At 66.0% G+C, this 22,777-nt stretch carries 24 protein-coding genes; 11 read left to right on the forward strand and 13 right to left on the reverse strand.

From position 1 onward, the window contains the following. The first annotated feature begins 192 nt into the window (after positions 1-192). On the forward strand, positions 193-894 hold the full coding sequence (gene lexA / locus G6N36_RS07510; RefSeq protein WP_163685937.1) for a transcriptional repressor LexA: 702 nt from the start codon (positions 193-195) through the stop codon (positions 892-894). Here lexA and G6N36_RS07515 read toward each other — a convergent pair. Further along, entirely contained in the window at positions 891-2,933 is a 2,043-nt protein-coding gene (locus G6N36_RS07515) for an LGFP repeat-containing protein (protein ID WP_163685939.1), read from the reverse strand. The two genes, lexA and G6N36_RS07515, sit on opposite strands and share 4 nt — an antisense overlap. A gap of 418 nt (positions 2,934-3,351) precedes the next feature. Here G6N36_RS07515 and mbp1 point away from each other — a divergent pair, with 418 nt between their 5' ends. Continuing rightward, entirely contained in the window at positions 3,352-3,591 is a 240-nt protein-coding gene (gene mbp1 / locus G6N36_RS07520) for a microaggregate-binding protein 1 (protein ID WP_163685941.1), read from the forward strand. A 52-nt stretch (positions 3,592-3,643) separates the two neighbouring features. Here mbp1 and G6N36_RS07525 read toward each other — a convergent pair whose 3' ends face one another. From G6N36_RS07525 to G6N36_RS07550, 6 genes are all read right to left on the reverse strand, one after another. Next, entirely contained in the window at positions 3,644-4,390 is a 747-nt protein-coding gene (locus G6N36_RS07525) for an alpha/beta fold hydrolase (RefSeq protein ID WP_328822737.1), read from the reverse strand. A 156-nt stretch (positions 4,391-4,546) separates the two neighbouring features. Then, entirely contained in the window at positions 4,547-5,962 is a 1,416-nt protein-coding gene (gene hflX, locus G6N36_RS07530) for a GTPase HflX (RefSeq protein WP_163690529.1), read from the reverse strand. A gap of 45 nt (positions 5,963-6,007) precedes the next feature. After that, positions 6,008-6,880 carry a diaminopimelate epimerase gene (gene dapF / locus G6N36_RS07535; RefSeq protein ID WP_163685943.1) on the reverse strand — a complete coding sequence of 291 codons (873 nt, stop codon included), beginning with the start codon at positions 6,878-6,880 and terminating at the stop codon, positions 6,008-6,010. Between the two features lie 4 nt (positions 6,881-6,884). Beyond that, entirely contained in the window at positions 6,885-7,793 is a 909-nt protein-coding gene (gene miaA, locus G6N36_RS07540) for a tRNA (adenosine(37)-N6)-dimethylallyltransferase MiaA (protein WP_163685945.1), read from the reverse strand. Further along, positions 7,790-8,473, reverse strand: a complete 684-nt coding sequence (locus G6N36_RS07545) for a class III extradiol ring-cleavage dioxygenase family protein (RefSeq protein ID WP_163685947.1) — start codon at positions 8,471-8,473, stop codon at positions 7,790-7,792. Before G6N36_RS07545 ends, miaA begins: the two co-directional genes overlap by 4 nt. Before the next feature lie 9 nt (positions 8,474-8,482). Beyond that, positions 8,483-9,358, reverse strand: a complete 876-nt coding sequence (locus G6N36_RS07550; RefSeq protein WP_163685948.1) for a DMT family transporter — start codon at positions 9,356-9,358, stop codon at positions 8,483-8,485. A gap of 167 nt (positions 9,359-9,525) precedes the next feature. Between G6N36_RS07550 and G6N36_RS07555 the strand changes: the two genes are divergently transcribed. Next, positions 9,526-10,848 (forward strand): DUF349 domain-containing protein, encoded by a 1,323-nt coding sequence (locus G6N36_RS07555; RefSeq protein WP_163685949.1) that lies wholly within the window; start codon positions 9,526-9,528, stop codon positions 10,846-10,848. Here the strand turns inward: G6N36_RS07555 and G6N36_RS07560 are convergent. Further along, entirely contained in the window at positions 10,845-11,609 is a 765-nt protein-coding gene (locus G6N36_RS07560) for a hypothetical protein (protein WP_163685951.1), read from the reverse strand. The two genes, G6N36_RS07555 and G6N36_RS07560, sit on opposite strands and share 4 nt — an antisense overlap. Before the next feature lie 73 nt (positions 11,610-11,682). Here G6N36_RS07560 and G6N36_RS07565 point away from each other — a divergent pair, with 73 nt between their 5' ends. Further along, the gene (locus tag G6N36_RS07565; protein WP_235690242.1) at positions 11,683-12,309 is read left to right on the forward strand and encodes a TetR/AcrR family transcriptional regulator; all 627 of its coding nucleotides are present in this window, start codon (positions 11,683-11,685) and stop codon (positions 12,307-12,309) included. A 35-nt stretch (positions 12,310-12,344) separates the two neighbouring features. Here the strand turns inward: G6N36_RS07565 and G6N36_RS07570 are convergent, their stop codons facing one another. Together G6N36_RS07570 and miaB are read right to left on the reverse strand one after the other, a co-directional pair. Beyond that, positions 12,345-12,932 carry an Rv2732c family membrane protein gene (locus G6N36_RS07570; protein WP_163685955.1) on the reverse strand — a complete coding sequence of 196 codons (588 nt, stop codon included), beginning with the start codon at positions 12,930-12,932 and terminating at the stop codon, positions 12,345-12,347. Beyond that, entirely contained in the window at positions 12,920-14,476 is a 1,557-nt protein-coding gene (gene miaB, locus G6N36_RS07575) for a tRNA (N6-isopentenyl adenosine(37)-C2)-methylthiotransferase MiaB (RefSeq protein WP_163690531.1), read from the reverse strand. Before miaB ends, G6N36_RS07570 begins: the two co-directional genes overlap by 13 nt. A 176-nt stretch (positions 14,477-14,652) precedes the next feature. Between miaB and G6N36_RS07580 the strand changes: the two genes are divergently transcribed. Genes G6N36_RS07580 through G6N36_RS07595 form a run of 4 tightly spaced genes read left to right on the forward strand, consistent with a single transcriptional unit; the run spans position 14,653 to position 17,834 of the window. After that, the gene (locus G6N36_RS07580; protein WP_163690532.1) at positions 14,653-15,381 is read left to right on the forward strand and encodes an amino acid ABC transporter ATP-binding protein; all 729 of its coding nucleotides are present in this window, start codon (positions 14,653-14,655) and stop codon (positions 15,379-15,381) included. A 17-nt stretch (positions 15,382-15,398) separates the two neighbouring features. Next, positions 15,399-16,235, forward strand: coding sequence for a glutamate ABC transporter substrate-binding protein (locus G6N36_RS07585; RefSeq protein WP_163685957.1), 837 nt, complete (start codon positions 15,399-15,401; stop codon positions 16,233-16,235). Positions 16,236-16,260: 25 nt separating this feature from the next. After that, a complete protein-coding gene (locus G6N36_RS07590) occupies positions 16,261-16,935 on the forward strand; it encodes an amino acid ABC transporter permease (RefSeq protein ID WP_163685959.1) in 675 nt (224 codons plus the stop codon). After that, positions 16,932-17,834, forward strand: coding sequence for an amino acid ABC transporter permease (locus G6N36_RS07595; RefSeq protein WP_163685961.1), 903 nt, complete (start codon positions 16,932-16,934; stop codon positions 17,832-17,834). The genes G6N36_RS07590 and G6N36_RS07595 overlap by 4 nt, the downstream gene beginning before the upstream one ends. On the opposite strand, the gene G6N36_RS07600 is transcribed toward G6N36_RS07595, so the two are convergent. From G6N36_RS07600 to recA, 3 genes are read right to left on the reverse strand one after another with little or no spacing between them, the layout of a single operon-like run. Beyond that, positions 17,831-18,655: an LLM class F420-dependent oxidoreductase gene (locus G6N36_RS07600; RefSeq protein WP_163685963.1), complete on the reverse strand. Its 825-nt coding sequence runs from the start codon at positions 18,653-18,655 to the stop codon at positions 17,831-17,833. The two genes, G6N36_RS07595 and G6N36_RS07600, sit on opposite strands and share 4 nt — an antisense overlap. A 39-nt stretch (positions 18,656-18,694) precedes the next feature. Next, the gene (recX, locus tag G6N36_RS07605) at positions 18,695-19,216 is read right to left on the reverse strand and encodes a recombination regulator RecX (protein WP_163685965.1); all 522 of its coding nucleotides are present in this window, start codon (positions 19,214-19,216) and stop codon (positions 18,695-18,697) included. After that, the gene (gene recA / locus G6N36_RS07610; RefSeq protein ID WP_163690533.1) at positions 19,185-20,246 is read right to left on the reverse strand and encodes a recombinase RecA; all 1,062 of its coding nucleotides are present in this window, start codon (positions 20,244-20,246) and stop codon (positions 19,185-19,187) included. Before recA ends, recX begins: the two co-directional genes overlap by 32 nt. Before the next feature lie 244 nt (positions 20,247-20,490). Here recA and G6N36_RS07615 point away from each other — a divergent pair, with 244 nt between their 5' ends. The 3 genes from G6N36_RS07615 to G6N36_RS07625 all read left to right on the forward strand — a co-directional run bounded on the left by G6N36_RS07615 (position 20,491) and on the right by G6N36_RS07625 (position 22,762). Further along, the gene (locus tag G6N36_RS07615) at positions 20,491-20,820 is read left to right on the forward strand and encodes a hydrogenase maturation nickel metallochaperone HypA/HybF (RefSeq protein WP_083127607.1); all 330 of its coding nucleotides are present in this window, start codon (positions 20,491-20,493) and stop codon (positions 20,818-20,820) included. A gap of 2 nt (positions 20,821-20,822) precedes the next feature. Beyond that, positions 20,823-21,590, forward strand: coding sequence for a hydrogenase nickel incorporation protein HypB (hypB, locus tag G6N36_RS07620; RefSeq protein ID WP_163685967.1), 768 nt, complete (start codon positions 20,823-20,825; stop codon positions 21,588-21,590). Positions 21,591-21,706: 116 nt separating this feature from the next. Then, positions 21,707-22,762, forward strand: coding sequence for an NADH-quinone oxidoreductase subunit B family protein (locus tag G6N36_RS07625; protein WP_083127605.1), 1,056 nt, complete (start codon positions 21,707-21,709; stop codon positions 22,760-22,762). Positions 22,763-22,777 lie beyond the last annotated feature (15 nt).

Consider the following 22,777-nt stretch of genomic DNA (forward strand, 5'->3'; position numbering starts at 1 on the left):
TCGAACATACTCGCTCAGGTGTTCGATTAATAGAACATGTGATCGAACTGTTGCCAAACGATAGCGGCACCCACCGACAAGTTCTGATGCCCGAGTCGTCTCCGGGTCGTCAAGGTCTCACCAGCACGTGGCGATCCGACACGCCTCGAACACATGTTTGATTAATCGGCGGCCGCGGGCTAGATTCGCGCCATGGACTCCAGCAGCGATACCCCGGGTGGCGCAGCCGGCACCGGCGGGCGCGGTGGGCTCGACACCGGGCTCACCGAGCGTCAACGCACCATCCTCGATGTGATCCGCGCCTCGGTGACCAGTCGCGGCTATCCCCCGAGCATCAGAGAGATCGGCGACGCGGTCGGGCTGACGTCGACGTCGTCGGTGGCCCACCAGTTGCGCACTCTGGAGCGCAAGGGCTATCTGCGACGCGACCCCAACCGGCCACGCGCCGTGGACGTGCGCGGGGCGGACAGCGGCCCCCCGGTCGTCGCCACCGACGTCGCAGGGTCGGATGCGTTACCGGAGCCGACGTTCGTCCCGGTGTTGGGCCGCATCGCCGCCGGCGGCCCGATCCTGGCCGAAGAGGCCGTCGAGGATGTTTTCCCGCTACCGCGCGAATTGGTCGGCGAGGGCTCGCTGTTCCTGCTGAAGGTGGTCGGCGACTCCATGGTCGACGCGGCGATCTGTGACGGCGACTGGGTGGTCGTGCGTCAACAGAACGTTGCCGACAACGGCGACATCGTCGCCGCGATGATCGACGGTGAGGCGACGGTGAAGACGTTCAAGCGCACGCGCGGTCAGGTATGGCTGATGCCGCACAACCCGGCGTTCGATCCGATTCCCGGTAACGACGCCGCCGTGCTTGGCAAGGTCGTGACGGTGATCCGTAAGATCTAGCGCGCCTCATCGTCGGTGACGAAACCGTTCACGCGCGCGAGTTCCTCACTGGCGAACCAGATTTCGGCGCGGGCGTCGTCATATAACGGACTGCTGGGTGTCCAATACACACCAGTCTTGGTATTCGCCTTGACCGGGTAGCCCTCTGGTGCCTCGTTCGGGTCGTCGAGCGGCACCATGAAAGCAACGCGCTGCGACGGCAGGTCGTCGTCCACCTCGATCCGGGCATGGCGTCCGGTATCGATGAGGGGGTCGCGCTTGACCGCGGCGGCCGCCGCCGCGGCCGCGATCACCGCTTCGCCGGTCTGAATACGAGTCGGGGCCGTATCGACCGCGTCCGGGTCGTCTTCATCGTCGGACTCGCCTTCAGGGGCCGGCGGCTCGTCGTTATCCTTGGCGTCCTCGGCATCCTGCGCGGTCTCCTGAACGCTCGATGCCGACGACGGCGCACCCCAAAGGTCTTCCTCCTCGGGCACGGCCTCCGGTGTCATATCCTCGCCCCGGCGGGGCAGTGAGCCCAATTCCTCGCCTGCGTAGCGATCGCCGAACATCGCCGCGGCGTACTCGTCGTCGCTGGTCACCCGATCCGGAGCGGCCGCGGTGCTGTACGCGGCATCGGCGTCGCCACTGAACCGGACGTCCTGCATCGCAAGAGATTCGTCGGGCGCAAAAGGATCGGTCTTGTTGCGGCGCCGCAGCGCGATCGCGAGCACGACGGCTCCGATCACTGCCACCAACGGCACGAGCGCCAGCAGCCACCACACGTTCGGTTTCCACCACTTGTTGGTGTCGTCCGAATCTGACGCCTGCGGGCTGCCCGGCGTCTCGGGCGCCGACTGCTGACCCGGCACCTCGAGTCCGGCCAATTCGGCGGCCAGATTGGCCGGTTCGGTGCTGAAGGTGTTCTTCGTTCGGTCCCACGAAATGACGCCACCGGTGAAGCGCTGCGTGACGACGTCGCCGGCCTCCGTCTGGTCGGCCATCGGCGCGCCCAGCTCGCCTTTGGCCCCGCCGAGCCGGTCCCAGGCTGCCGCCATGGCACCCCGCACGATCACCGCACCGTGATCCGGCGTCCAGAAGATGACCGGCTTGTCCTCGGCCGCGAAGCTGGACATGCGGCTGGCAGTTGACAGCCCGCCATCGACCTCGCTGGTGAGCGGGAAGCCGAGATCGCCTTCGGGCCCGCCGACGCTCTCGTACTTGGCCAGCACCTGTCCGGTCACGACGTTCGCACCGGTGGCAGGTGTGTAGAAGATCGCGCCGCCGGCGAAGTTCTGCCTCAGTCCGTCCTTGCCGACCGGGAAGGGCGCTCCGTCGGCGGCGCCCAGCGGCCCCAGCGGTCCTCCGGCGGCGCGCCGGGCGGCATTGATCGCCGCGGTCGGATCATCGGGAAACTGCAGGTCGCCCAACTGAGCTGCAAGTTCCGGCGGCACGGTGGTGAAGGACTTCTTGCGAATGTCATACGACAATTCGCCGCCGGTGAACTTCTGCGAGACGGCGTCGCCCTTGTAGACCTCGTCCTCCGCTGGTACGCCGAGTGTGCCCGACGAACCACCGAGCTTGTCCCACGCGGCGTTGATCGGCCCACGGACCACACGTGCGCCGGTCGCAGGTGTGAAGAAGATGACCGGCTTGTCCGTCGCGCTGAACGTGACGTTTCGACTGTCCGGCGCTCGCCCGGGCCCCTCATCGATGGTGGGGAACCCCAGATCACTGTCGGCTGGGCCACCGAGCGACTCGTACTTCTCCAAGATGGCACCCTGTACGAAGTGTGCGCCGGTCGCAGGCGTGAAGAAGATCTTGCCGCCAGCGAAGTTTTGGCCGAAACCGGGGCCGGCCGGGTAGACGCCGCCGTTTTTGGGTCCCAGTGGGCCGCCGTCACCGCCGCTGGCCTCCCACGCCGCGGTTATCGCTGCGTTAGCGTCGGCATCCGGTTGCGCCGCCGTGATCGGTGCCAACAAGACAGCCATCGACAATGTCAGCAAACTGATTCCGAGCCGATAACGCACCATGCGGCGCCGACTCTGCTGCCCGCTCATTGACCCTCCCACAGTCGGCGCAAATTCCATGAAACGTATCGCGCCCGTCAACTGTCCGTCAGAAGACGTTGATAACCAAAGAACACACGCAAACTCTGAGACAGAAAATACCTCGGCTATGTGCAAAATCTTCGGATCTTGCCCAGCGAAGCGCCGAATCGAATTGCCCGGCGACCGGATACAAGAAACTCATATCGGAATGAAATCGGGGTTTATGTGCGCCCGACATCTACGGTGACCATACGCAGCCATCGCTTTTGACTCCCGGCTCGCGAGTTCTGTTGCCGCGGCAGCTATACCGCTATCAACCGACGCCGGACAGCGATGTGACGTCAGCCACCATGGCGCGGAATGGGTTTAGCGAACCGCCTAATCGGGGATCTGATGACCACCTGACCCCTCAGCAAGGAGACAACGAATGTCGGACAAGAACAGCGGACCCGAGGAAGCCATCAAAGGCGTCGTCGAGGGCGTGAAGGGCAAGGTCAAGGAGGTCGCGGGCGCGGTCGCCGGACGTGACGACCTGTACCGCGAAGGCCAGGCTCAGCAGGACAAGGCCGAGGCCCAGCGCAATGCCGCCCAGAAGGAAGCCGAAGCCGAGGCTGCGCGCGGCGCAGCCAAGACCGCCGAGAAGCGCCAGGAAGCCGAGCAGAACTAGCTTTACGAAAAGGTCCCCGAATCCTCATGGGTTCGGGGATCTTTTGGCTTTATCAGGCCAGTGCAGTGAGCAATTCGGCCGCAAGTTCTTTCGGACAGTCGAGAGTCAGAATATGGTTGGCACCGGGGATGAGGTCCGTCCGGACGTCTGGGATCAACCGTTGCGCCCTGGCAATCGCTGCGTGCGGACCGCCGCGGTAGATCACTTCGCGATCCCCTATCAAAACCGTTGTCGGCACGGCGATCCGCTGAAGTGCGTCGTCGGAAAGTACCGTCGGTGGTGTCAACCCGGTGGGGACCGGCTTGTTCGACAGCAGTGCCGTCACGATGAGATCCGCTATGGGGTCGGCCTCCACATTCGGCGTACTCGACAGCCACTGCACGAAGTGGCGGGCCCGCTCCGGTGATCGCGAGAGGCTCGCCGAGAATACCCCCTGATAGAACTTGAGAGTAATAGGTGCGAATGTCGCTGCTGGACAAAGCAATACAAGACGATGTACAAGTTCGGACGCGTGCAGCGCGAGATTGGCCGCGAGCCAGCCGCCGTAGGAGAGGCCGACCACCCTTGCCTGCTTGATATCGAGCGCAGCGAACACCCGGCGCAACCATTCCACGAGTTTGACTTTGCCGAGGATCCGTCTGCTGGCAATACTCTTGTTGCCTTCGATGATCGTGTCCACGCAATAGCACCGATAGGTCGCGCTGAGCGTCTCGATGACCGGACGCCACATGGTCGCGGTGGCCGCCGCCCCGTGCAGGAGAACAAGCGGCGGCGCCGACTCCGGACCACTCACGATCACATGCGTGGCGCCGAATTCGGTAGTGAGGTCGCGCTCTTCGCAATCGACGGGTCAGTCGGCGACGACGGCGTCGTATTTGGCGATGAACTCGTCGCGCGCCCGCGGGTGGCGGAAGGGGTCGAGCCGCGTCATCCGCCGATGGTATCGGCGCCCAACCTAGAACGTTGAGTATTCGCTCAACGTGGCCGCCAACGGAATCGGCACGCGAGCCTTGATCCTCGTGCCGTCGGCGGTGTGCTCGGTCGCATCAATGCGACCGTCGGCATGCACCTTGTTGACCAGATCGCCGCGGTCATAGGGAATCGTCACATCCACCGCCGTGTCCGTCGGAGCGATGAGTTCGGCCATCCGCTGCTGCAGCCGCCCCAGACCGTCACCCGTGTGTGCGGAGACGAACACCGCATCCGGCAGGGCCCGCCGAAGCTGCGCCAGCGCGAGGTCGTCTGCTACGTCGATCTTGTTGACCACCACCAGCTCTGGGACCGGTTTGCCGTCATGATCGGTAACCACCTCGTTGACCACTTGGCGCACCGCGTTGATCTGCGCCAGCGGGCCGACATCGGAGCCGTCGACGACATGCACGAGCAGGTCGGCGTCGACGACCTCCTCCAGAGTAGACCGAAACGCCTCGACCAACTGGGTCGGCAGGTGCCGGACGAACCCCACCGTGTCGGTCAGGACGAAGGGCCGGCCGTCGGCGAATTCCCCACGGCGCGTTGTCGGTTCGAGCGTGGCGAACAATGCGTTCTCCACGAGGACACCGGCGCCGGTCAGTGCGTTGAGAAGACTCGACTTGCCCGCGTTGGTGTAGCCGACGATCGCGATCGACGCCACATCGCTGGCCAGCCGGCGGCTGCGCTGGGTGTCGCGAATCTTCTTCATGTCCTTGATTTCGCGGCGCAGCTTGGACATTCGCTCGCGGATGCGCCTGCGGTCCGTCTCGATCTTCGTCTCGCCCGGCCCGCGGGTACCCACACCGCCACCGGCTCCGCCGGCCCGGCCCCCGGCCTGCCGGGACATCGACTCACCCCAGCCGCGCAGCCTGGGCAGCATGTACTCCATCTGCGCGTACGCCACCTGCGCTTTACCTTCGCGGCTCGTGGCGTGCTGGGCGAAGATGTCAAGGATCAGCGCGGTCCGGTCGATCACCTTGACCTTGACGGCCTTCTCCAGCGCGTTGAGCTGCGCAGGGCTCAGCTCTCCGTCACAGATCACCGTGTCGGCCCCGGTCGCAAGCACCACTTCACGCAGTTCCTGCGCCTTGCCCGAGCCGATGTACGTCGACGGGTCCGGCTTGTCGCGGCGCTGCACGAGACCTTCGAGCACCTGTGAGCCGGCGGTCTCGGCGAGCGCGGCGAGCTCGGCCATGCTGGCGTCGACGTCCGCGGCGCTGCCCTCGGTCCACACGCCGACCAGCACGACGCGTTCCAGCCGAAGCTGGCGGTATTCGACCTCGGAGACGTCGGAGAGTTCGGTCGACAAACCCACCACGCGGCGCAGCGCCGCGCGGTCTTCGAGGGCGAGCTCACCCGCGCTGGGTGTCTCGTTGACTGGGAATTTGGGATACGTCATAAGCGAATACAGACTGGCACGGCCGGTGCTGCCGATGCACATGAATTAACGCTGGGCGGCACGCCACCATTCCTCGGATAGTTCGCCCTCGGCCACCAGGACTGACGGGCCGCGGAGGTAGCTGGACGCGTCGGTGATCGTGACGGTGACGGCGCCGCCGGGGATGTGCACCCGCAGTGTGCCGGTGCCCGCACCTCCGTACGCCAGCGCCGCGACGGCAGCAGCGACGGTTCCGGTGCCACAGGAACGCGTCTCGCCGACACCACGCTCGTGCACCCGCATGGACACGGCCCCGTCCACCGGAGCCGTCAGCACCTCGATGTTGACTCCTTCGGGGAATTGCGCGCGGTCGAACGACACCGGCGCCGCGACGTCCAACGCCGCCAGTTCGCCGAACGTCATGACGGGGTCGACGCACGCCAGATGCGGATTGCCCACATCGATCGCCAGGCCCGCGAACGGTCTGCCGCCAACGATCGCCTCGCCGACACCCAGTTGGTTGGTCTTGCCCATCTCGACGGTGACATCCGCGCGCGTGGCGTCCCAGTCGTGCAGCACGACCGGCCGCGGACCCGCCAGCGATCCGACGACGAACTCGTCGCGGCTCTCCAACCCAGAAACGCGCAGGTAGTGCGCGAATACCCGGACCCCGTTGCCGCACATCTGCGCAATCGACCCGTCGGCGTTGCGGTAGTCCATGTACCAGTCGTCCGGGGCCACGCCCTCGGGAATCCGGTCGAAGACCCCCGCCGAATGCGCCGCGGCCGCCCTGGTGACCCGCAGGACGCCGTCGGCACCGAGACCCTGGCGGCGGTCGCACAGCGCGGCCACCGCGGCGGGGGGCAGCGTCAATTCGCCGTCGGGGTCGGGCAACACCACAAAGTCGTTCTGGGTGCCGTGCCCTTTGGCGAACTTCACCTGCTCAGGATACGTCCCGCCAGATGCGCAGCGTTTCCTCGACGGTGCCGGCCGCTGCCCCGTCGAGCCAACTGATGCGGTGGTCGCGACGAAACCACGACCGCTGCCTGCGCACATAACGCCGGGTTCCGACGAACGTCGGTTCGCGTGCCGCCGTCCCGTCGTTGCCGTCATCGAGGTCGGCGATCACCTGGGCGTACCCGAGTGCCCTGGAGGCTGTCACACCGTTGCGCAGGCCGCGGTCCAGCAGTGCGCGGACCTCCTCCACCAGTCCATCGCGGAACATCTTGTCGGTGCGCTGCGCCAGACGCTCTTCGAGAAGCGTTGTCTCCCAATCGATTCCGATAATCACGGTGTCCCATCGAGGAGCACCGATCGCCGGGAAGGATGCGGCGAACGGCTGGCCCGTCAACTCGACCACCTCCAGCGCGCGCACGATACGGCGTCCGTCGGTGGGCAGGATCGACGCGGCGGCGTCGGCGTCCACCCCTGCCAGCTCCCCGTGCAGGGCGCCGACACCGACCTCGGCGAGGCGTTGCTCGTACTTGGCACGCACGGCCGGGTCTGTCGCGGGGAAGGTCCATTCGTCGAGCAGTGATTGGACGTACATCATCGATCCGCCGACGACGACCGGCACCGCGCCACGGTCGGCGATGGCCTCGACGTCCGCGGCGGCGGCCTGCTGGTAGCGGGCCACGCTCGCCGTTTCGGTCACCTCGAGGACGTCGAGCTGATGATGCGGGATGCCGCGCCGCTCGGCGACCGTCAGTTTCGCGGTCCCGATGTCCATGCCGCGGTAGAGCTGCATGGCATCGGCATTCACGATTTCGCCGCCGAGGCGTTCGGCCACCGCCAGCGCAAGCTCGGACTTTCCTGTGCCGGTCGGGCCGACGATCGCGATCGGACGCGTCATGGACGCCAGACGCCCACGAAGTATCCGACACCATAGGGCGCACCACGGTATAGCTCCTTGACCGACCGCGGCTCGGGCTCGAGTCCGGCCAGCACCTGGTAGGCCACCCGGCCGACGATCGTGGCCGGCAGCCGAGCGAGCGCCGTCGCATCGCCAGTGGCCAGCGCCTCATCGAGGGCGGCCTGTACGGGGATCGAATCCGGGTCGTAGCCGCCGGGCGCGGGCTGGGTCAGGGTGTTCGCGCCGTCGGCGACGACGAGAACCCCGACGGGGTCGGCGGCCGCGTCGATCTCGGCGCGCAGCCGCCGACCGAGGTCCAGCGCCACGCCGGCACCATGGTCGTCGGCGTAGATCCGCACCTCGGTGGTCGCGTCGGGGTTGACCTGCCCGCGCAGCCAGCCGGCCACCAACGCGCACAACGGCAGTTCCGTCGGCGCGCCGGAGTCGTCGGCCGACAACGCAACCCGCACGTCGACGCCGTAGCCGGCGAACGTCCCGGTGTGCGGGGGTGTCACGCCGCCGTCGGTGCGTCCGGCTCCGACGGCGATCCACCGCGCGGGCAGTGCCGCCGCGGCGGTGAACAGCGCCTCACGCAAGCCGGCCAGCTCGGCTGCCCCACCCGAGGCCAGTTCGGGCACCATGACGGGTGCCGACGGGACGATCGCGATGGCGCTCAGCACGTGACCACGCTAATGCCGCGTCGCACGCTGCCCCGCGTCGGCCGCTTCGCCACGGGCGAGCGCACCGGTCGCGACGACCATCACCGCGAAGGCGGCGATCAGGGTGAACCAGCCCGCATCTCCCGGGCGCAGCGACTCGCCGAGGATCACCACGCCAAGGGCCGACGCCACCACCGGCTCGGTGACGGTCATGGTCGGCAGCGACGCGGTGAGCGAGCCCGCTCGGAAGGAAAACTGCTGCCACGCGGTACCCGCGACCGCGACAATGGCCCACGCATAGAGCTCCGGTGTGCTGAGCAGCGCGAGAAGCCCGTCATCGAGCCGATCAACCACGCCCTTTGTCAGTACCGCGAACACGCCCCACAACGCGCCGGACACCACCGCCAACAGCACGGCACTGATCGGACCCTCGAGCATGCTGCCGGCGATCACGCACAGCACCAGCACCGGCCCGAGCACGGCGACCACCGCTCCCCAGGTTTCGAACGAGGCGCGGGAATGGCCCGCGGTCGGGTTGCCGACGGTGACGATGACCGCGACCGAGGCGGCCAGCAGCGCCGCCCACGTCCACTCCCACCTCGTCACCCGGCGGTGTGACAGCCGCGCGTTGATCGGCAGGGCGAACAGCAGCGAGGTCACCAGCACCGCCTGCACCAGCAGCACGGAACCGAGGCCCAGCGCCGCGGCCTGCAACGTGAAGCCGACCGCCGCGACCAGGCTGCCCAGCCACCACCGGCGATCGCGCAACAACTGCAGAAACAGTGCCGCGTGACTGACCTGCTCGTCGGTCACCTCGTGCGCCTGACGTTGGTGCATGACGTCGCCGATCGCGATGAACAGTGCAGCGCCGAGGGCCAGCAGGGCGGCGAAGTCCGCCTTGACCATCGGGCTCCTTTCGTCGTCGTCGTTCAGAGCGTAGGCAGATGCATCGTGAAAGCCGTGCGCAAACGGCGGGGCGACCTGTTTGAATAGCGTGCGGAAGAGACAGCTATTGGGCGCCGCGTCGCGCGGCAGGTGCGCGGAACACCGCGCGGAGGGTACGAGAAACGAACATGACGATCAGCGAGCCGGGAGGCCAGGCCTCCTCCCCCAAACCCGCCCCGAGGCCGGGGCCGCCGCGCCCCACTCCGCGCCCCGGCAAGCCGGCACCGACGATCGCTGTGCCCGCCACCAGCGACCCGCACCGGTTCGGCAGGGTCGACCCCGACGGCACCGTATGGCTGATCACCGGTTCGGGTGAACGCATCATCGGGTCGTGGCAGGCCGGCGACACCGAAGCGGCATTCGCACATTTCGGCAGGCGCTTCGACGATCTGCACACCGAAGTCGCTCTCATGGAGCGCAGGCTCGAGTCTGGTACCGGCGACGCCCGCAAGATCAAGGCGGCAGCGGCCGCGCTGGCCGAGACGCTGGCCGACGCCCACGTGCTGGGCGATGTCGACGCCGTGGCCGCGAGGCTGGCCGCCATCATCGAACATGCCGACGAAACCGCACAGGCCGACAAGGCCAAGCGCGAAGAGCATCGTGCCGCCCAGATCGCACGCAAGGAAGCGTTGGCGGCGGAGGCCGAGGAGCTGGCGGCCAACTCCACCCAATGGAAGGTCGCCGGCGACCGCTTGCGCGACATTCTCGATGAGTGGCGCACGATCACCGGCCTGGACCGCAAATCCGACGACGCGCTGTGGAAGCGTTATTCCACGGCGCGTGAGGCGTTCAACCGCAGGCGCGGCTCGCATTTCGCCGATCTCGACCGCGAACGTGCCGGCGCCCGACAGGCCAAGGAAGCGCTCTGCGAACGCGCCGAGGCGTTGGCCGACTCCACGGATTGGGGTCCGACGGCTGCGGCGTTCCGCGACCTGCTGACCGAGTGGAAAGCCGCAGGGCGGGCGGCCAAGGACGTCGACGACGCGTTGTGGCAACGGCTCAAAGCGGCCCAAGACAAGTTCTTCTCGGCGCGTAACGCCGCCAACGCCGAGCGCGACACCGAGTTCCGCGCCAACGCCGAGGCGAAGGAGAAGCTGCTCGCCGAAGCCGAGAAGATCGACACCAGCGACCTCGAGGCGGCCAGGGCTGCGCTGCGGACGATCGGCGACAAGTGGGACGCCATCGGCAAGGTGCCGCGCGAGCGGGGCGCCGACCTGGAACGCCGACTGCGCGCGATCGAGAAGAAGGTGCGCGACGCTCCTACCGGCGGTGTGGATCCCGAAGCGAAGGCGCGCGCCGATCAATTCCGTGCTCGCGCAGAACAGTACGAGCGTCAGGCCGAGAAGGCTGCGGCTGCCGGGCGGGAGAAGGATGCCGCCGAGGCGCGGGCCAACGCCGAGCAGTGGCGACAGTGGGCCGACGCCGCGGCCGAAGCCCTGGGCAAGCGCTAACGCACTGCGGCCCGCACCACCGCCTGTTGCGGCATCACCCGCCGAAACAGAATTGGTTGTGCTGCAACACCGTTCGACTCGAAGGTGGCCAGTACGAAACGTCGAAACGACGGCCGCAGGATCAGGTGCGGAAGAAATGTCCGGAAGTTCGGCCAGCTCGCGTGATTGATGATGCCGTAATCGTCGCGTTCGCCGGGTAGCGGCTCGAAGACGGTCGAGTCGGGCAACGCGGTCTTGGCGACGAACCATCCCGCCGTGTCCTCCCATACGCGGAGGAGCCGGCGCGGATCGTCGGCGTAGAAGAAGTTGAACAGGAACACCGACGACTGGTCATGGTCGACATCGGCGATTCGCCGGACGTTGCAAGCGGCGAGTTCATAAATCCTGGCCGCCTCCGATTCCAGCCGGTCCTTCAACCGACGGTAAGAGTCACCACCTTTAAGTGTCACCGCGGTTTCAGGGTCGACGGTCTCGATGAGCACCAGCACGTCGAATCGCGCAGGCGTGATCGCACGCGCACGAAGAAGGTCATGGCCCATCCCGGGCGCGACCAATCGCGCGTCGAAGAGGAGCGCCTGCGTCACGCCGTGCACCTGCTCCACCTGGGCGATGTCCTCGGACAGCGCGGACAGCAGCGCGGCCTTGCGTCGGCTGCTCGGCAAGAACGGCAGCCGACTGTCCACGGTCGCCGCCAATATCACGTATCCGTGATCGGTCGGTGGCACCAGCCGGGCCGGCATTGTTTCCGTGCGAACAGGCATTTCGAGTCCCTTCATCAGTTATTCAACGCTGATGAATTGAGGCTAGATCAGCCAGGGCTATAATTCAACCGTGATGAATAAAGGGCCTGTGCGTCGCGGCCCCGGGCGTCGCGCAGGCGGCGCCGACACCAGAGCGCAGATCCTCGACGCCGCCCGGGCGCGCTTCGTCGAGATCGGCTACCGCGCGGCGACGATGCGCATGATCGCCGCCGACGCGGGCGTGGACCCCGCCCTGATCAGTTACTTCTTCGGGTCCAAGCAAGAACTCTTCGGTGCGGCGTTCGCACTTCGGGCCAACCCGGTGACTGTCATCGAAGCGCAGATCGCCGGTCCGGTCACCGATCTGGCGCGTCGGCTGCTGACCGCTCTGGTGCGGACGTGGGACGACCCCGAGAACCGCGCGACTCTGGTGGCCATCGCGCACGCCGGCGGCGGTGGGGAAAGCCCGGCACTCACAAGGGGTTTCGTCGAAGCGGCACTGGATGCGCCGGTCGTGGCGCGGTTGACCGAGGAAGGCATGGCCACCGCCCAGGCACAACGCTGTTCTGCCGTCCTCATCACGCAATTGGTCGGCGTGATCTATGCGCGCTACGTGCTGGAGGTGGCGTCAGTCGCCGCCCTGTCGACAGAGGAGTTCATCGACGCATACTCGCCCGCGGTGTCCGCCGCGCTGGACGGCCACCTGCCGGCACGCGACTGACGCTCGTCCAGGCCAGAGATGCGCCGCTCGGCGGGTCAGTCCTTGGAATCGTCGTCGAGGCCGTCGAGCAGACCTTTGCGCTGCTGTTCGGCGACATAGCGGCGGCGCTCCTCCTCGGCGGCGAGGTGAACGGCCGTGCGCACCCACACCGCGCGCGCCCAGTGGTACGTCACCACGATGACCGCCAGCCAGGCGACGATCAGCCCGATACCGGGACCGGGATAGCTGCTGGGCGCAGTCTGGCGGGACCACACCGCCAACAGGCCGACCAGCGACGCCACCGTCGATCCTGCCAGGGCGATCCACGCCAGCGCCCATCGGCGCGTCAGCAGCGCCAGCATGGAGAACCCGACGCCGAACACCAAGGCCAGCCACGTGAACACCCGCGACGGCAGGGTGATGCCTTCGCGGACCGCCACATCGCTGCTGATGAGCACATCAAGTCCCTTGGCGCCGCCGGTGTGCGGCAGGACGAACGACAGCAGCAGCACGAACACGCCGATGGCGATGACCAACGCCCTTGCGCCGGGATCGATTTCACGCGCCACCCGGCGCTCGGCCGCCTCGATGTCGCCCTTGAAACTGTCGAACTCGCCGTTGTCTGGCTTGCTCACCGGCTGCACCCGGTCGACATCTGCGGCTCGGTCGGGGCTCCGATACCGGGCATTCCGAGGCCGACGCCGGTGCGCGGACTTCCCCACGCAGGCGGGGGGCCCACACCGGCGGCGTGCGCGTCACCCGCCCTGGTGCGCCGATGGGCGGCGATGACGGAGTCGGCGATGAGGTGATGCGGCGCCGCGCCGGTGATCGTCGTCGTGACGACGTCTCCGGGCCGAATCGGCAGACCGTCCGGGTGGAAGTGCACCAGCCGACCGTCGCGGGCCCGCCCTGACATTCGCGCGGTGGCGGCGTCCTTGCGTCCCTCTCCCGTGGCGACCAGCAGCTCGACGGTGCTCCCGATCAATGCGGTGTTCTCCTCGAGTGAGATCCGCTCCTGCAGTTCGATCAATCGCTGATACCGCTCGGCCACAACATGTTTGGGTACCTGTTCGTCGAGTTCGGCCGCCGGTGTGCCGGGCCGCTTGGAGTATTGGAAGGTGAACGCGCTGGCGAACCGTGCCCGCTCGACGACGTCGAGCGTGGCCTGAAAGTCCTCCTCGGTCTCGCCGGGGAAGCCGACGATGAGGTCGGTGGTGATCGCGGCGTGCGGGATGGCGGCGCGCACCCGGTCGATGATGCCGAGGTAGCGCTCGGCGCGATACGAGCGGCGCATCGCCTTCAGTATTCGGTCGGAACCCGACTGCAGCGGCATGTGCAGTGTGGGGCAGACATTCGGCGTCTCGGCCATCGCCTCGATGACGTCGTCGGTGAACTCAGCGGGGTGCGGCGACGTGAACCGCACCCGTTCCAGTCCGTCGATACGCCCGCAGGCGCGCAGCAGTTTGGCGAAGGCTCCCCTGTCGCGCGGCTGATCAGGGTCGGCGAAGGAGACGCCGTAGGCGTTGACGTTCTGGCCGAGCAGGGTGATCTCCAGGACTCCCTGGTCGACGAGTGAGGTCACCTCGGCGAGCACGTCGCCGGGCCTGCGGTCGACCTCCTTGCCGCGCAACGCGGGGACGATGCAGAACGTGCACGTGTTGTTGCAGCCAACGGACACCGACACCCATGCGGCATAGGCGGACTCGCGGGCTGCGGGCAACGCGGACGGGAACTCCTGCAGCGCCTCGACGATTTCGACCTGGGCCACCCTGTTGTGCCGCGCGCGGTCCAGCAAGGCGGGCAGCGATCCGATGTTGTGGGTGCCGAACACGACGTCGACCCACGGCGCCCGCTTGAGCACCGCGTCGCGGTCCTTCTGAGCCAGGCAGCCGCCCACGGCGATCTGCATATCGGGGTCGGCGTTCTTGCGCGGCGCGAGGTGGCTCAGGTTGCCGTACAACTTGTTGTCGGCGTTCTCTCGCACAGCACAGGTGTTGAACACGACGATGTCGGCGTCCGAACCGTCGGCCGCCTTGCGATACCCGGCCGCCTCCAGCAACCCCGCCAGCCGCTCGGAGTCGTGGACGTTCATCTGGCAGCCGTAGGTGCGGACCTGATACGTGCGCGCCGACGAGCCTTCACGCGTAGCGGTGAGCGCGGCCGTCTGGCGAACGGCACTGTCGGCCATCGCCTGTTGCGTCACCGTCGAAGTCACGCGCCCCATGGTACGGACTGGTCAGCATGGCGATCTGAGCGGATTGACGAGTTCTGAGCACGCCCGGCCTTACCTGGGTAAGGTCTGCACCCATGGAAGCCAGCGGGCCGGAGGTGAAAGAGGTCGATCCGGGTCCGAGCAGCGTGCCGATGGTCTCGATGGCGGCCGTCAACAAGCACTTCGGCAGCCTCCATGTGCTCAAGGACATCAACCTCACGGTGGAGCGCGGACAGGTGATCGTCGTGCTGGGACCGTCGGGCTCTGGAAAGTCGACATTGTGTCGCACGATCAACCGGCTCGAGACCATCGACTCCGGAACCATCGCGATCGACGGCGAAGTGCTGCCCGCCGAGGGCAAGAAGCTGGCGCAGCTGCGTTCCGACGTGGGCATGGTATTCCAGTCCTTCAACCTGTTCGCGCACAAGACAATCCTCGAGAACGTCACGTTGGCGCCGATGAAGGTGCGCGGGGCGTCCAAGGCGAAGGCCCGCGAGGCCGCCATGGCGCTGCTGGAGCGCGTCGGAGTGGCCAATCAGGCGGACAAGTACCCGGCGCAGCTGTCGGGCGGTCAACAGCAGCGGGTCGCGATCGCGCGGTCGCTCGCGATGAACCCGAAGGTCATGCTGTTCGACGAGCCGACCAGCGCGCTGGATCCCGAAATGATCAACGAAGTCCTCAACGTCATGACCACCCTGGCCAAAGAAGGGATGACGATGATCGTCGTGACCCACGAGATGGGTTTCGCACGAGGCGCGGCCAACCGCGTCGTGTTCATGGCCGACGGGGCGATCGTCGAAGGGGCCGAGCCGATCGAGTTCTTCACCAACCCGAAGTCCGACCGCGCCAAAGACTTTCTCGGCAAGATCCTCAAGCACTGACTCGAAAGGAACGACGAATGCCAGCCATTTCGAAGCGAATCCTGGGGGCGATCGCGCTCGCTGTCACCATCCCCCTCTCTCTGAGCGCCTGCGGCGGTGGCGATTCCGGCGGCAGCGCCGCATCGGGCGACAAGGAGAAGATCGCCATCGGGATCAAGTTCGATCAGCCGGGTCTTGGTCTGAAGAACCCGGACGGCACCTACAGCGGATTCGACGTCGACGTAGCGACGTTCGTCGCCGAGCAGCTGGGTTACACGCCCGACCAGATCGAGTGGAAGGAAGCGGTCTCAGCCCAGCGCGAGAACCTCATCGACAACAACCAGGTCGACTACATCGTCGCCACCTACTCGATCACCGACGAGCGTAAAAAGCGAGTCGACTTCGCGGGTCCCTACCTCGTCACCGGGCAGAGCCTGCTGGTGCAGGCGAACAACACCGACATCACCGGCAAGGATTCGCTCGCCGGCAAGATCCTCTGCTCCGTGAAGGGCTCGACCCCGGCGCAGAAGATCAAGGATGAGTTCCCCACGGTGCAGCTGCAGGAATATCCGAACTACTCGGCGTGTATCGAGGCGCTCAAGACGGGCAAGGTTGCGGCAGTGACCACCGACGAGGTCATCCTCGCCGGTTACGCCGCGCAGTCCCCCGGCGCGTTCAAGCTGGTCGGCGGCACGTTCTCCGAGGAGAACTACGGCATCGGCCTCAAGAAGGGCGACACCGAACTGCTCAACAAGATCAACGACGCGCTGAAGAAGATGGAGGCCGACGGAGCCTGGGCGGCGGCCTTCGAAAAGAACCTCGGCCCAGCCGGTGTCAAGACGCCGGCGCCGCCGGCCATCGCCGCCACCAACTGACCGGCGGTCTGCCAGCGGAGCGAGTATGGAGGTCTTCAGAGCCGACGCGTTCTTGAACGCGTTCTGGGTCACCATCCAGTTGACGTTGTTCTCGGCGCTGTGGGCGCTGGTCATCGGCACGGCACTGGCGGCGATGCGGTTGTCGCCGGTGCCGGTGTTGCGCTGGCTCGGCACCTCTTACGTCAACATCGTGCGCAACACCCCGTTGACGCTCATCATCCTGTTCACCTCGCTGGGGCTCTACACATCGCTCGGTATCGACTTCGCCAATCGAAACTCGCCGACCTTCCTGGTGGACAACAACTTCCGGCTGGCGGTCCTGGGCTTGTCCGTCTACACGGCGTCGTTCGTCTGCGAGACACTGCGCTCCGGGGTCAACACGATTCCGCTGGGACAGGCCGAGGCCGCCCGGTCGCTGGGACTCACGTTCAGCCAGAACCTGAGATTCATCCTGCTGCCCCAAGCCTTCCGCGCGACGATCATCCCCATGGGGTCGGTGCTCATCGCGCTGACCAAGAACACGACCATCGCCTCGGTGATCGGCGTGGCCGAAGCGTCGCTGCTGATGTCGGAGTGGGTGGAGAAATCGTCGGCGCTCCTGCTGGTGGGCAGCCTGTTCGCCGCCGGATTCGTCGCGCTGACACTGCCATTGGGCTTGCTGTTCGGGTGGATGGGCAAGCGACTGGCGGTGGCCAGATGAGTGGATCATCCGTCCTCTTCGACGCGCCGGGCCCGCGCGCCAAGGTCCGCAACTGGATAGCCACCGGGGTCACCGTGCTGGTCGTCCTTCTCGTGCTCCTCCTTGTCGGTCTCGAGCTCGGGCGCAAAGGCCAACTGGCGTGGGCGATGTGGGAGCCGTTCACCACGTCGGACGTCTGGGAGAACTACCTGCTCCCAGGCATCGAGGGCACGCTCAAGGCCGCCGGGTTATCGATCGTACTGGCGGGAATCCTCGGCGTCGCGTTAGGGGTCGGACGTCTGTCCCCGCACAAGTGGATCAGTTCGCCATGCGCGGTGTTCGTCGAGTTCTTCCGCGCCGTGCCAGTTCTGATCATGATGATCTTCGCGTACTTCTTCTATTCGAGGTACGACGTCTTCCTCTCCGAGTACTTGACCCTGGCCGGAGTCGTCACCGGCTTGACGTTGTACAACGGCGCCGTAATCGCCGAGATCGTCCGAGCAGGAGTGAACGCGCTGCCCCGTGGACAGTCGGAGGCCGCGTGGTCGCTCGGTATGCGGTGGGGCCAGACCATGCGGTCCATACTGTTGCCGCAAGCGATTACGTCCATGCTGCCGGTGCTCATCTCGCAGTTGGTCGTCGTCCTGAAGGACACCGCGTTGGGTGTGGCGATCACGTACCCCGAACTCGTGTCGCGGGGCACGAACGTCGGCGCGGCGTTCACCAACCTCTTGCCGGCCCTCGTCGTCGTCGCGGTCCTGATGATCATTGTCAACTTTGCGTTGTCGTCGCTGGCTGTGTGGCTGGAGGCACGACTGCGTCGGTCCCGCCGCGGCACGACACCACTGGACCCGGAGACGATCGAGCAGGAGGGCGCGCCCGGCGCGACGGTGAAGGTGGCAGAACCCGGCGCCGGCTAGATCAGTTCCGCGCAACGCTCCAACTGCGCCGCGGAGGGTGGCTGATAGAACGACAGCACCGCATGGTCGCACCCGAGACTTTCCAGCTCCGGGAGCCGAGCCAGTTGCTCCTCTAGGTGACCGCTCTTGGCGGGCAGGACGAACAGTTGAATCGAGCGCCTGATCTCGGCCGGATCTCGGCCGACGTCCGCGCACGCCTCATCGAGCAGGGCGCTGGTATTGGCCCAGGCATCCACATCGCCGTGGCTTGGAACGTTCCACTCGTTCGCGTGACGGGCGATGACGCGCAGCATCTTCGGCTTCTCGCCGCCGACGACGATCGGCGGGTGCGGCTGCTGCAGCGGTTTCGGATTGGCCAGCGCGTCGGTCAGCTGATAGTGGCGGCCCTCGAAGGTGACCGAGTCCTCGGTCCACAGTCGTCGGACGATGGTCAGTGCCTCGTCGAGCATCTCCACACGCACGCCCGCACTTGGGAACTCGATCCCGTATCCGCGGTGTTCTTCTTCATGCCACCCCGCGCCGAGGCCGAAATCCATTCTGCCGCCGCTGATGTGGTCAACCGTGACCGCCATCTTCGCCAGCATGGCCGGATTGCGGTAGGTCACACCGGAGACCATGCAGCCGATGCGGGCCCGCGACACCACGCCGGCCATGGCGGCCAGCGACGTCCACCCCTCGTACGTGGGATCCGAGAGATCCGACAGCCCGTAGAAGTGGTCGTAGTTGGCGACCGAGTGGAAGCCCAACTCGTCGGCCCGCGACCAAAACTCCTGGAGCACGGGATAGTCGAACGTCGGAGCGATCTTCGCCGATAACAGCATGTGCGCAACGTACCCGGCGCAGCACACCGCCTTCGACGTCTACACCCGTCGCCGCTCCCGCTCGCCGGCCAACTCGACACTGACCACGTCGAACGCCATCGTCTGGGGGTAACCACGGCGGGCCAGCATCCCGACCAGCCGGCGTGTGAGCTTGGTGTCGTCATCGTCGCCGAACTTTTCGCGACGCAGCTTGTCACGGACCAACTGCTCGGCGCGCTGACGTTCCGCACCCGCGTCGATGTCGGCCAGCGCAGCGGTGATCACCTCGTTGTCCACACCCTTGTTGCGTAACTCGGCGGCCAAGGCGCGCTTGCCTTTTCCGGCATTCACGCGTCGCGAGCGGACCCACTGCTCGGCGAAGTCCACGTCATCGACCAATCCGACTCGGGTCAGCCGGTCCAGCACCGTGGCGCTGACGTCGTCGGGGTAGCCCCGCTTGGTCAGCTGCCCCGCTAGCTCGGCGCGTGTGCGTGCCCTCGCGGTGAGCAGGCGCAGACACAGTGCTCGCGCCTGCTCCTCGCGAGACGCCTCAGAAGTCGACTGGGGCGGGTAGGACGTCATCGATCGAGCCATCGGACAAGTCAGCGGTCACGTCGGCACCGATACCGAGCTTCTCCTTGATCTTCTTCTCGATCTCGTTGGCGACGTCGGGGTTCTCCAGCAGGAAGTTGCGCGCGTTTTCCTTGCCCTGGCCCAGCTGCTCACCCTCATAGGTGAACCAGGAACCGGACTTGCGGACGAAGCCATGCTCGACACCCATGTCGATGAGCGAGCCCTCCTTGGAGATGCCCTTGCCGTAGAGGATGTCGAACTCGGCCTGCTTGAACGGCGGCGACACCTTGTTCTTGACGACCTTCACCCGGGTGCGGTTGCCGACCGCGTCGGTGCCGTCCTTGAGGGTTTCGATCCGCCTGACGTCCAGCCGGACCGAAGCGTAGAACTTCAACGCCTTTCCGCCCGTGGTCGTTTCGGGCGAACCGAACATCACGCCGATCTTTTCTCGGAGCTGGTTGATGAAGATCGCGGTGGTGCCCGAATTGCTCAGGGCGCCGGTGATCTTGCGCAGCGCCTGGCTCATCAGCCGGGCCTGTAGGCCGACGTGGCTGTCCCCCATCTCGCCTTCGATTTCGGCCCGCGGCACCAGCGCCGCCACCGAGTCGATGACCAGGATGTCCAGCGCGCCGGAGCGGATCAGCATGTCGGCGATCTCCAGCGCCTGCTCGCCGGTGTCCGGCTGAGAGACCAGCAGTGAATCGGTGTCCACGCCCAGCTTCTTGGCGTAGTCGGGATCCAGCGCGTGCTCGGCGTCGATGAACGCCGCGATGCCGCCTGCAGCCTGCGCGTTGGCGACCGCGTGCAACGCGACGGTGGTCTTACCCGAGGATTCCGGGCCGTAGATCTCGATGACCCGCCCGCGTGGCAGCCCGCCGATGCCGAGCGCCACATCCAGGGCGATAGAGCCGGTGGGGATGACGGAAATCGGCTGGCGGACCTCCTCGCCGAGCCGCATCACCGAGCCTTTACCGTGGTTCTTCTCAATCTGTGCGAGCGCCAGTTCGAGGGCTTTCTCGCGGTCAGGGGCCTGCGCCATGGGGTTGGTCTCCATCCTCGTCCGTGATCGGTTTTCGATCGGTTGGCCGTGACGCTAGAGGTCCGTACCGACAAGTCGGCGTGACCAGCATCCCGCGCTGCCACCACAGTAGACGAACACCTGTTCGATTCAAGCTGACACGCCGAGTTCTGATCAGTTGTGCCGAGTCGAGGATTCTGCATCTCCTCGCCGGACGGCGCGCGCGCGCCTATGGTGGGGTCATCCCGGCTGAAACGGGGCAATCTTGCACGAAATGGCGATCACCCAGAGCGTCGTCGAGGCGGTGTGCGAGCACGCTGCGGGCCGTCGAGTGCACAGCGTCAAACTCGAGGTCGGTGCGCTGTGCGCCGTCGTCCCCGACGCGATGATGTTCTGCTTCGAACTCGCCACGGAGGGCACCGCCGCCGAAGGCGCCAGCCTCGAGGTCGAGCTGCGTTCAGGCGAGGCACGATGCCGCACCTGCGACACCGGTTTCGCACTGAACGACTTGATCTTGTTGTGCCCCTGCGGAAGTGCCGATGTCGACGTCGTCGCCGGCCGAGACCTGAAGATCCTGTCGATGGAAGTGAGTTGAGCATGTGTGCAACCTGTGGGTGCGGCGACGACGGAGCGACGATCACGCTCCCGGGACACGACCATCCCCATGACCACCCTCACGAGCACGATCACCCGCACACCGAGACCATCACGCTGGAGCAGAAGGTGCTCGCGAAGAACGACGTGCTGGCCGAACACAACCGGCAGTGGCTGGCCGACCGCAGGATCCTGGCGTTCAACATCACCAGTTCACCGGGCGCCGGGAAGACCACCCTGCTCGAGCGCACCATCCGCCGGCTGGGCGAGCAGCATCAGGTCTCGGTGATCGAAGGTGATCAGGAGACGCTGCTGGACGCCGATCGCATCACCGCCGCTGGGGCCCGCGCGGTACAGGTCAACACCGGCGCGGGTTGCCACCTGGACGCCGAGATGATCGACCGAGCGCTTCACACCCTGGAGCCCGACAGCGATTCGTTGCTGTTCATCGAGAACGTCGGAAACCTGGTCTGCCCCGCGCTCTTCGATCTCGGTGAGCACAGCAAGATCGTGGTCATCTCGGTGACCGAAGGAACCGATAAACCGCTGAAGTATCCGCACATGTTCGCCGCAGCGGGACTGGTCCTCATAAACAAGATCGACCTGCTGCCGTACGTCGAATTCGATCTCGATCTTTGTGCGCAGCATGCGCGTTCAGTCAATCCGGACGTCGAGATCTTACCCCTCTCCGCTACCAAAGGAGACGGAATGGACGCCTGGTTCCAGTGGATTGACGCGCGCGCAAATGAACTGCGTATGACCGTCGCTTAGATGTGATTGACAACACACTTTCGCGGGAGTAGACCGAAGTATAGCGACGCGCAAGTGGGCCGAAGGGCGACTCCTGCGCCGCAGGGACCCCAGCCCGGTCCCGGAAAGCCGCAAGCATGCTAAGTGAAGCTGCCAAAAAAGCGGAAGACACATTGATCCATGTGCTGTGGATCAACGCCGGCCTCAGTTGTGACGGCGATTCCGTGGCATTGACAGGCGCCACCCAACCAAGCATCGAGGAGATCGCGCTCGGAGCACTTCCCGGTTTACCCCAAATCGCAGTGCACTGGCCGTTGATCGACTTCGAGTGCGGACCGACGGGTGGCGCGGACGATTTCCTCGAATGGTTCTTCAAGGCCGACCGCGGCGAGTTGGAACCATTCGTACTGGTTGTCGAGGGGTCGATCCCCAACGAGGACCTGCATCAGGAGGGGTATTGGTGCGGCTTCGGCAATGACCCGGCAACCGACCAGCCGATCACCACCAGTGAGTGGCTCGACCGACTAGCGCCCAAGGCGACCGCGATCGTGGCCGTCGGTACGTGCGCGACGTACGGCGGCATTCACGCGATGGCTGGCAACCCGACCGGCGCGATGGGTGTGCCGGACTACCTCGGCTGGGACTGGAAGAGCAAGGCGGGCATACCCATCGTGTGTGTGCCGGGTTGTCCGATTCAGGGTGACAATCTCTCCGAGACGCTGACCTACCTGCTGTACATGGCCACCGGACAGGCGCCGATGATCCCGCTCGACGACGCGCTGCGACCCCAGTGGCTGTTCGGCAACACGGTGCACGAGGGGTGCGACCGCGCTGGCTATTACGAGCAAGGCGATTTCGCGACCGAATACGGCTCGCCGAAATGCATTGTGAAACTTGGCTGTTGGGGACCGGTCGTCAAGTGCAACGTGCCCAAGCGCGGTTGGATCAACGGTGTCGGCGGCTGCCCGAACGTCGGCGGCATATGCATCGGATGCACGATGCCGGGCTTCCCTGACAAGTTCATGCCCTTCATGGACGAGCCCCCTGGCGGAAAGCTCTCGACCACCGCGTCCGGCCTGTACGGCTCGGTCATTCGCAATCTGCGCCACGTCACCGGAAAGACCGTCGACAAAGAACCGAAGTGGCGGCACCGGGGCAAGGAACTGACCACAGGAGCGAAGCGCACCTGGTAGGTGCGCAACGCAGGA

The organism is Mycolicibacterium gadium (genome assembly GCF_010728925.1).
Classification (GTDB): domain Bacteria; phylum Actinomycetota; class Actinomycetes; order Mycobacteriales; family Mycobacteriaceae; genus Mycobacterium; species Mycobacterium gadium.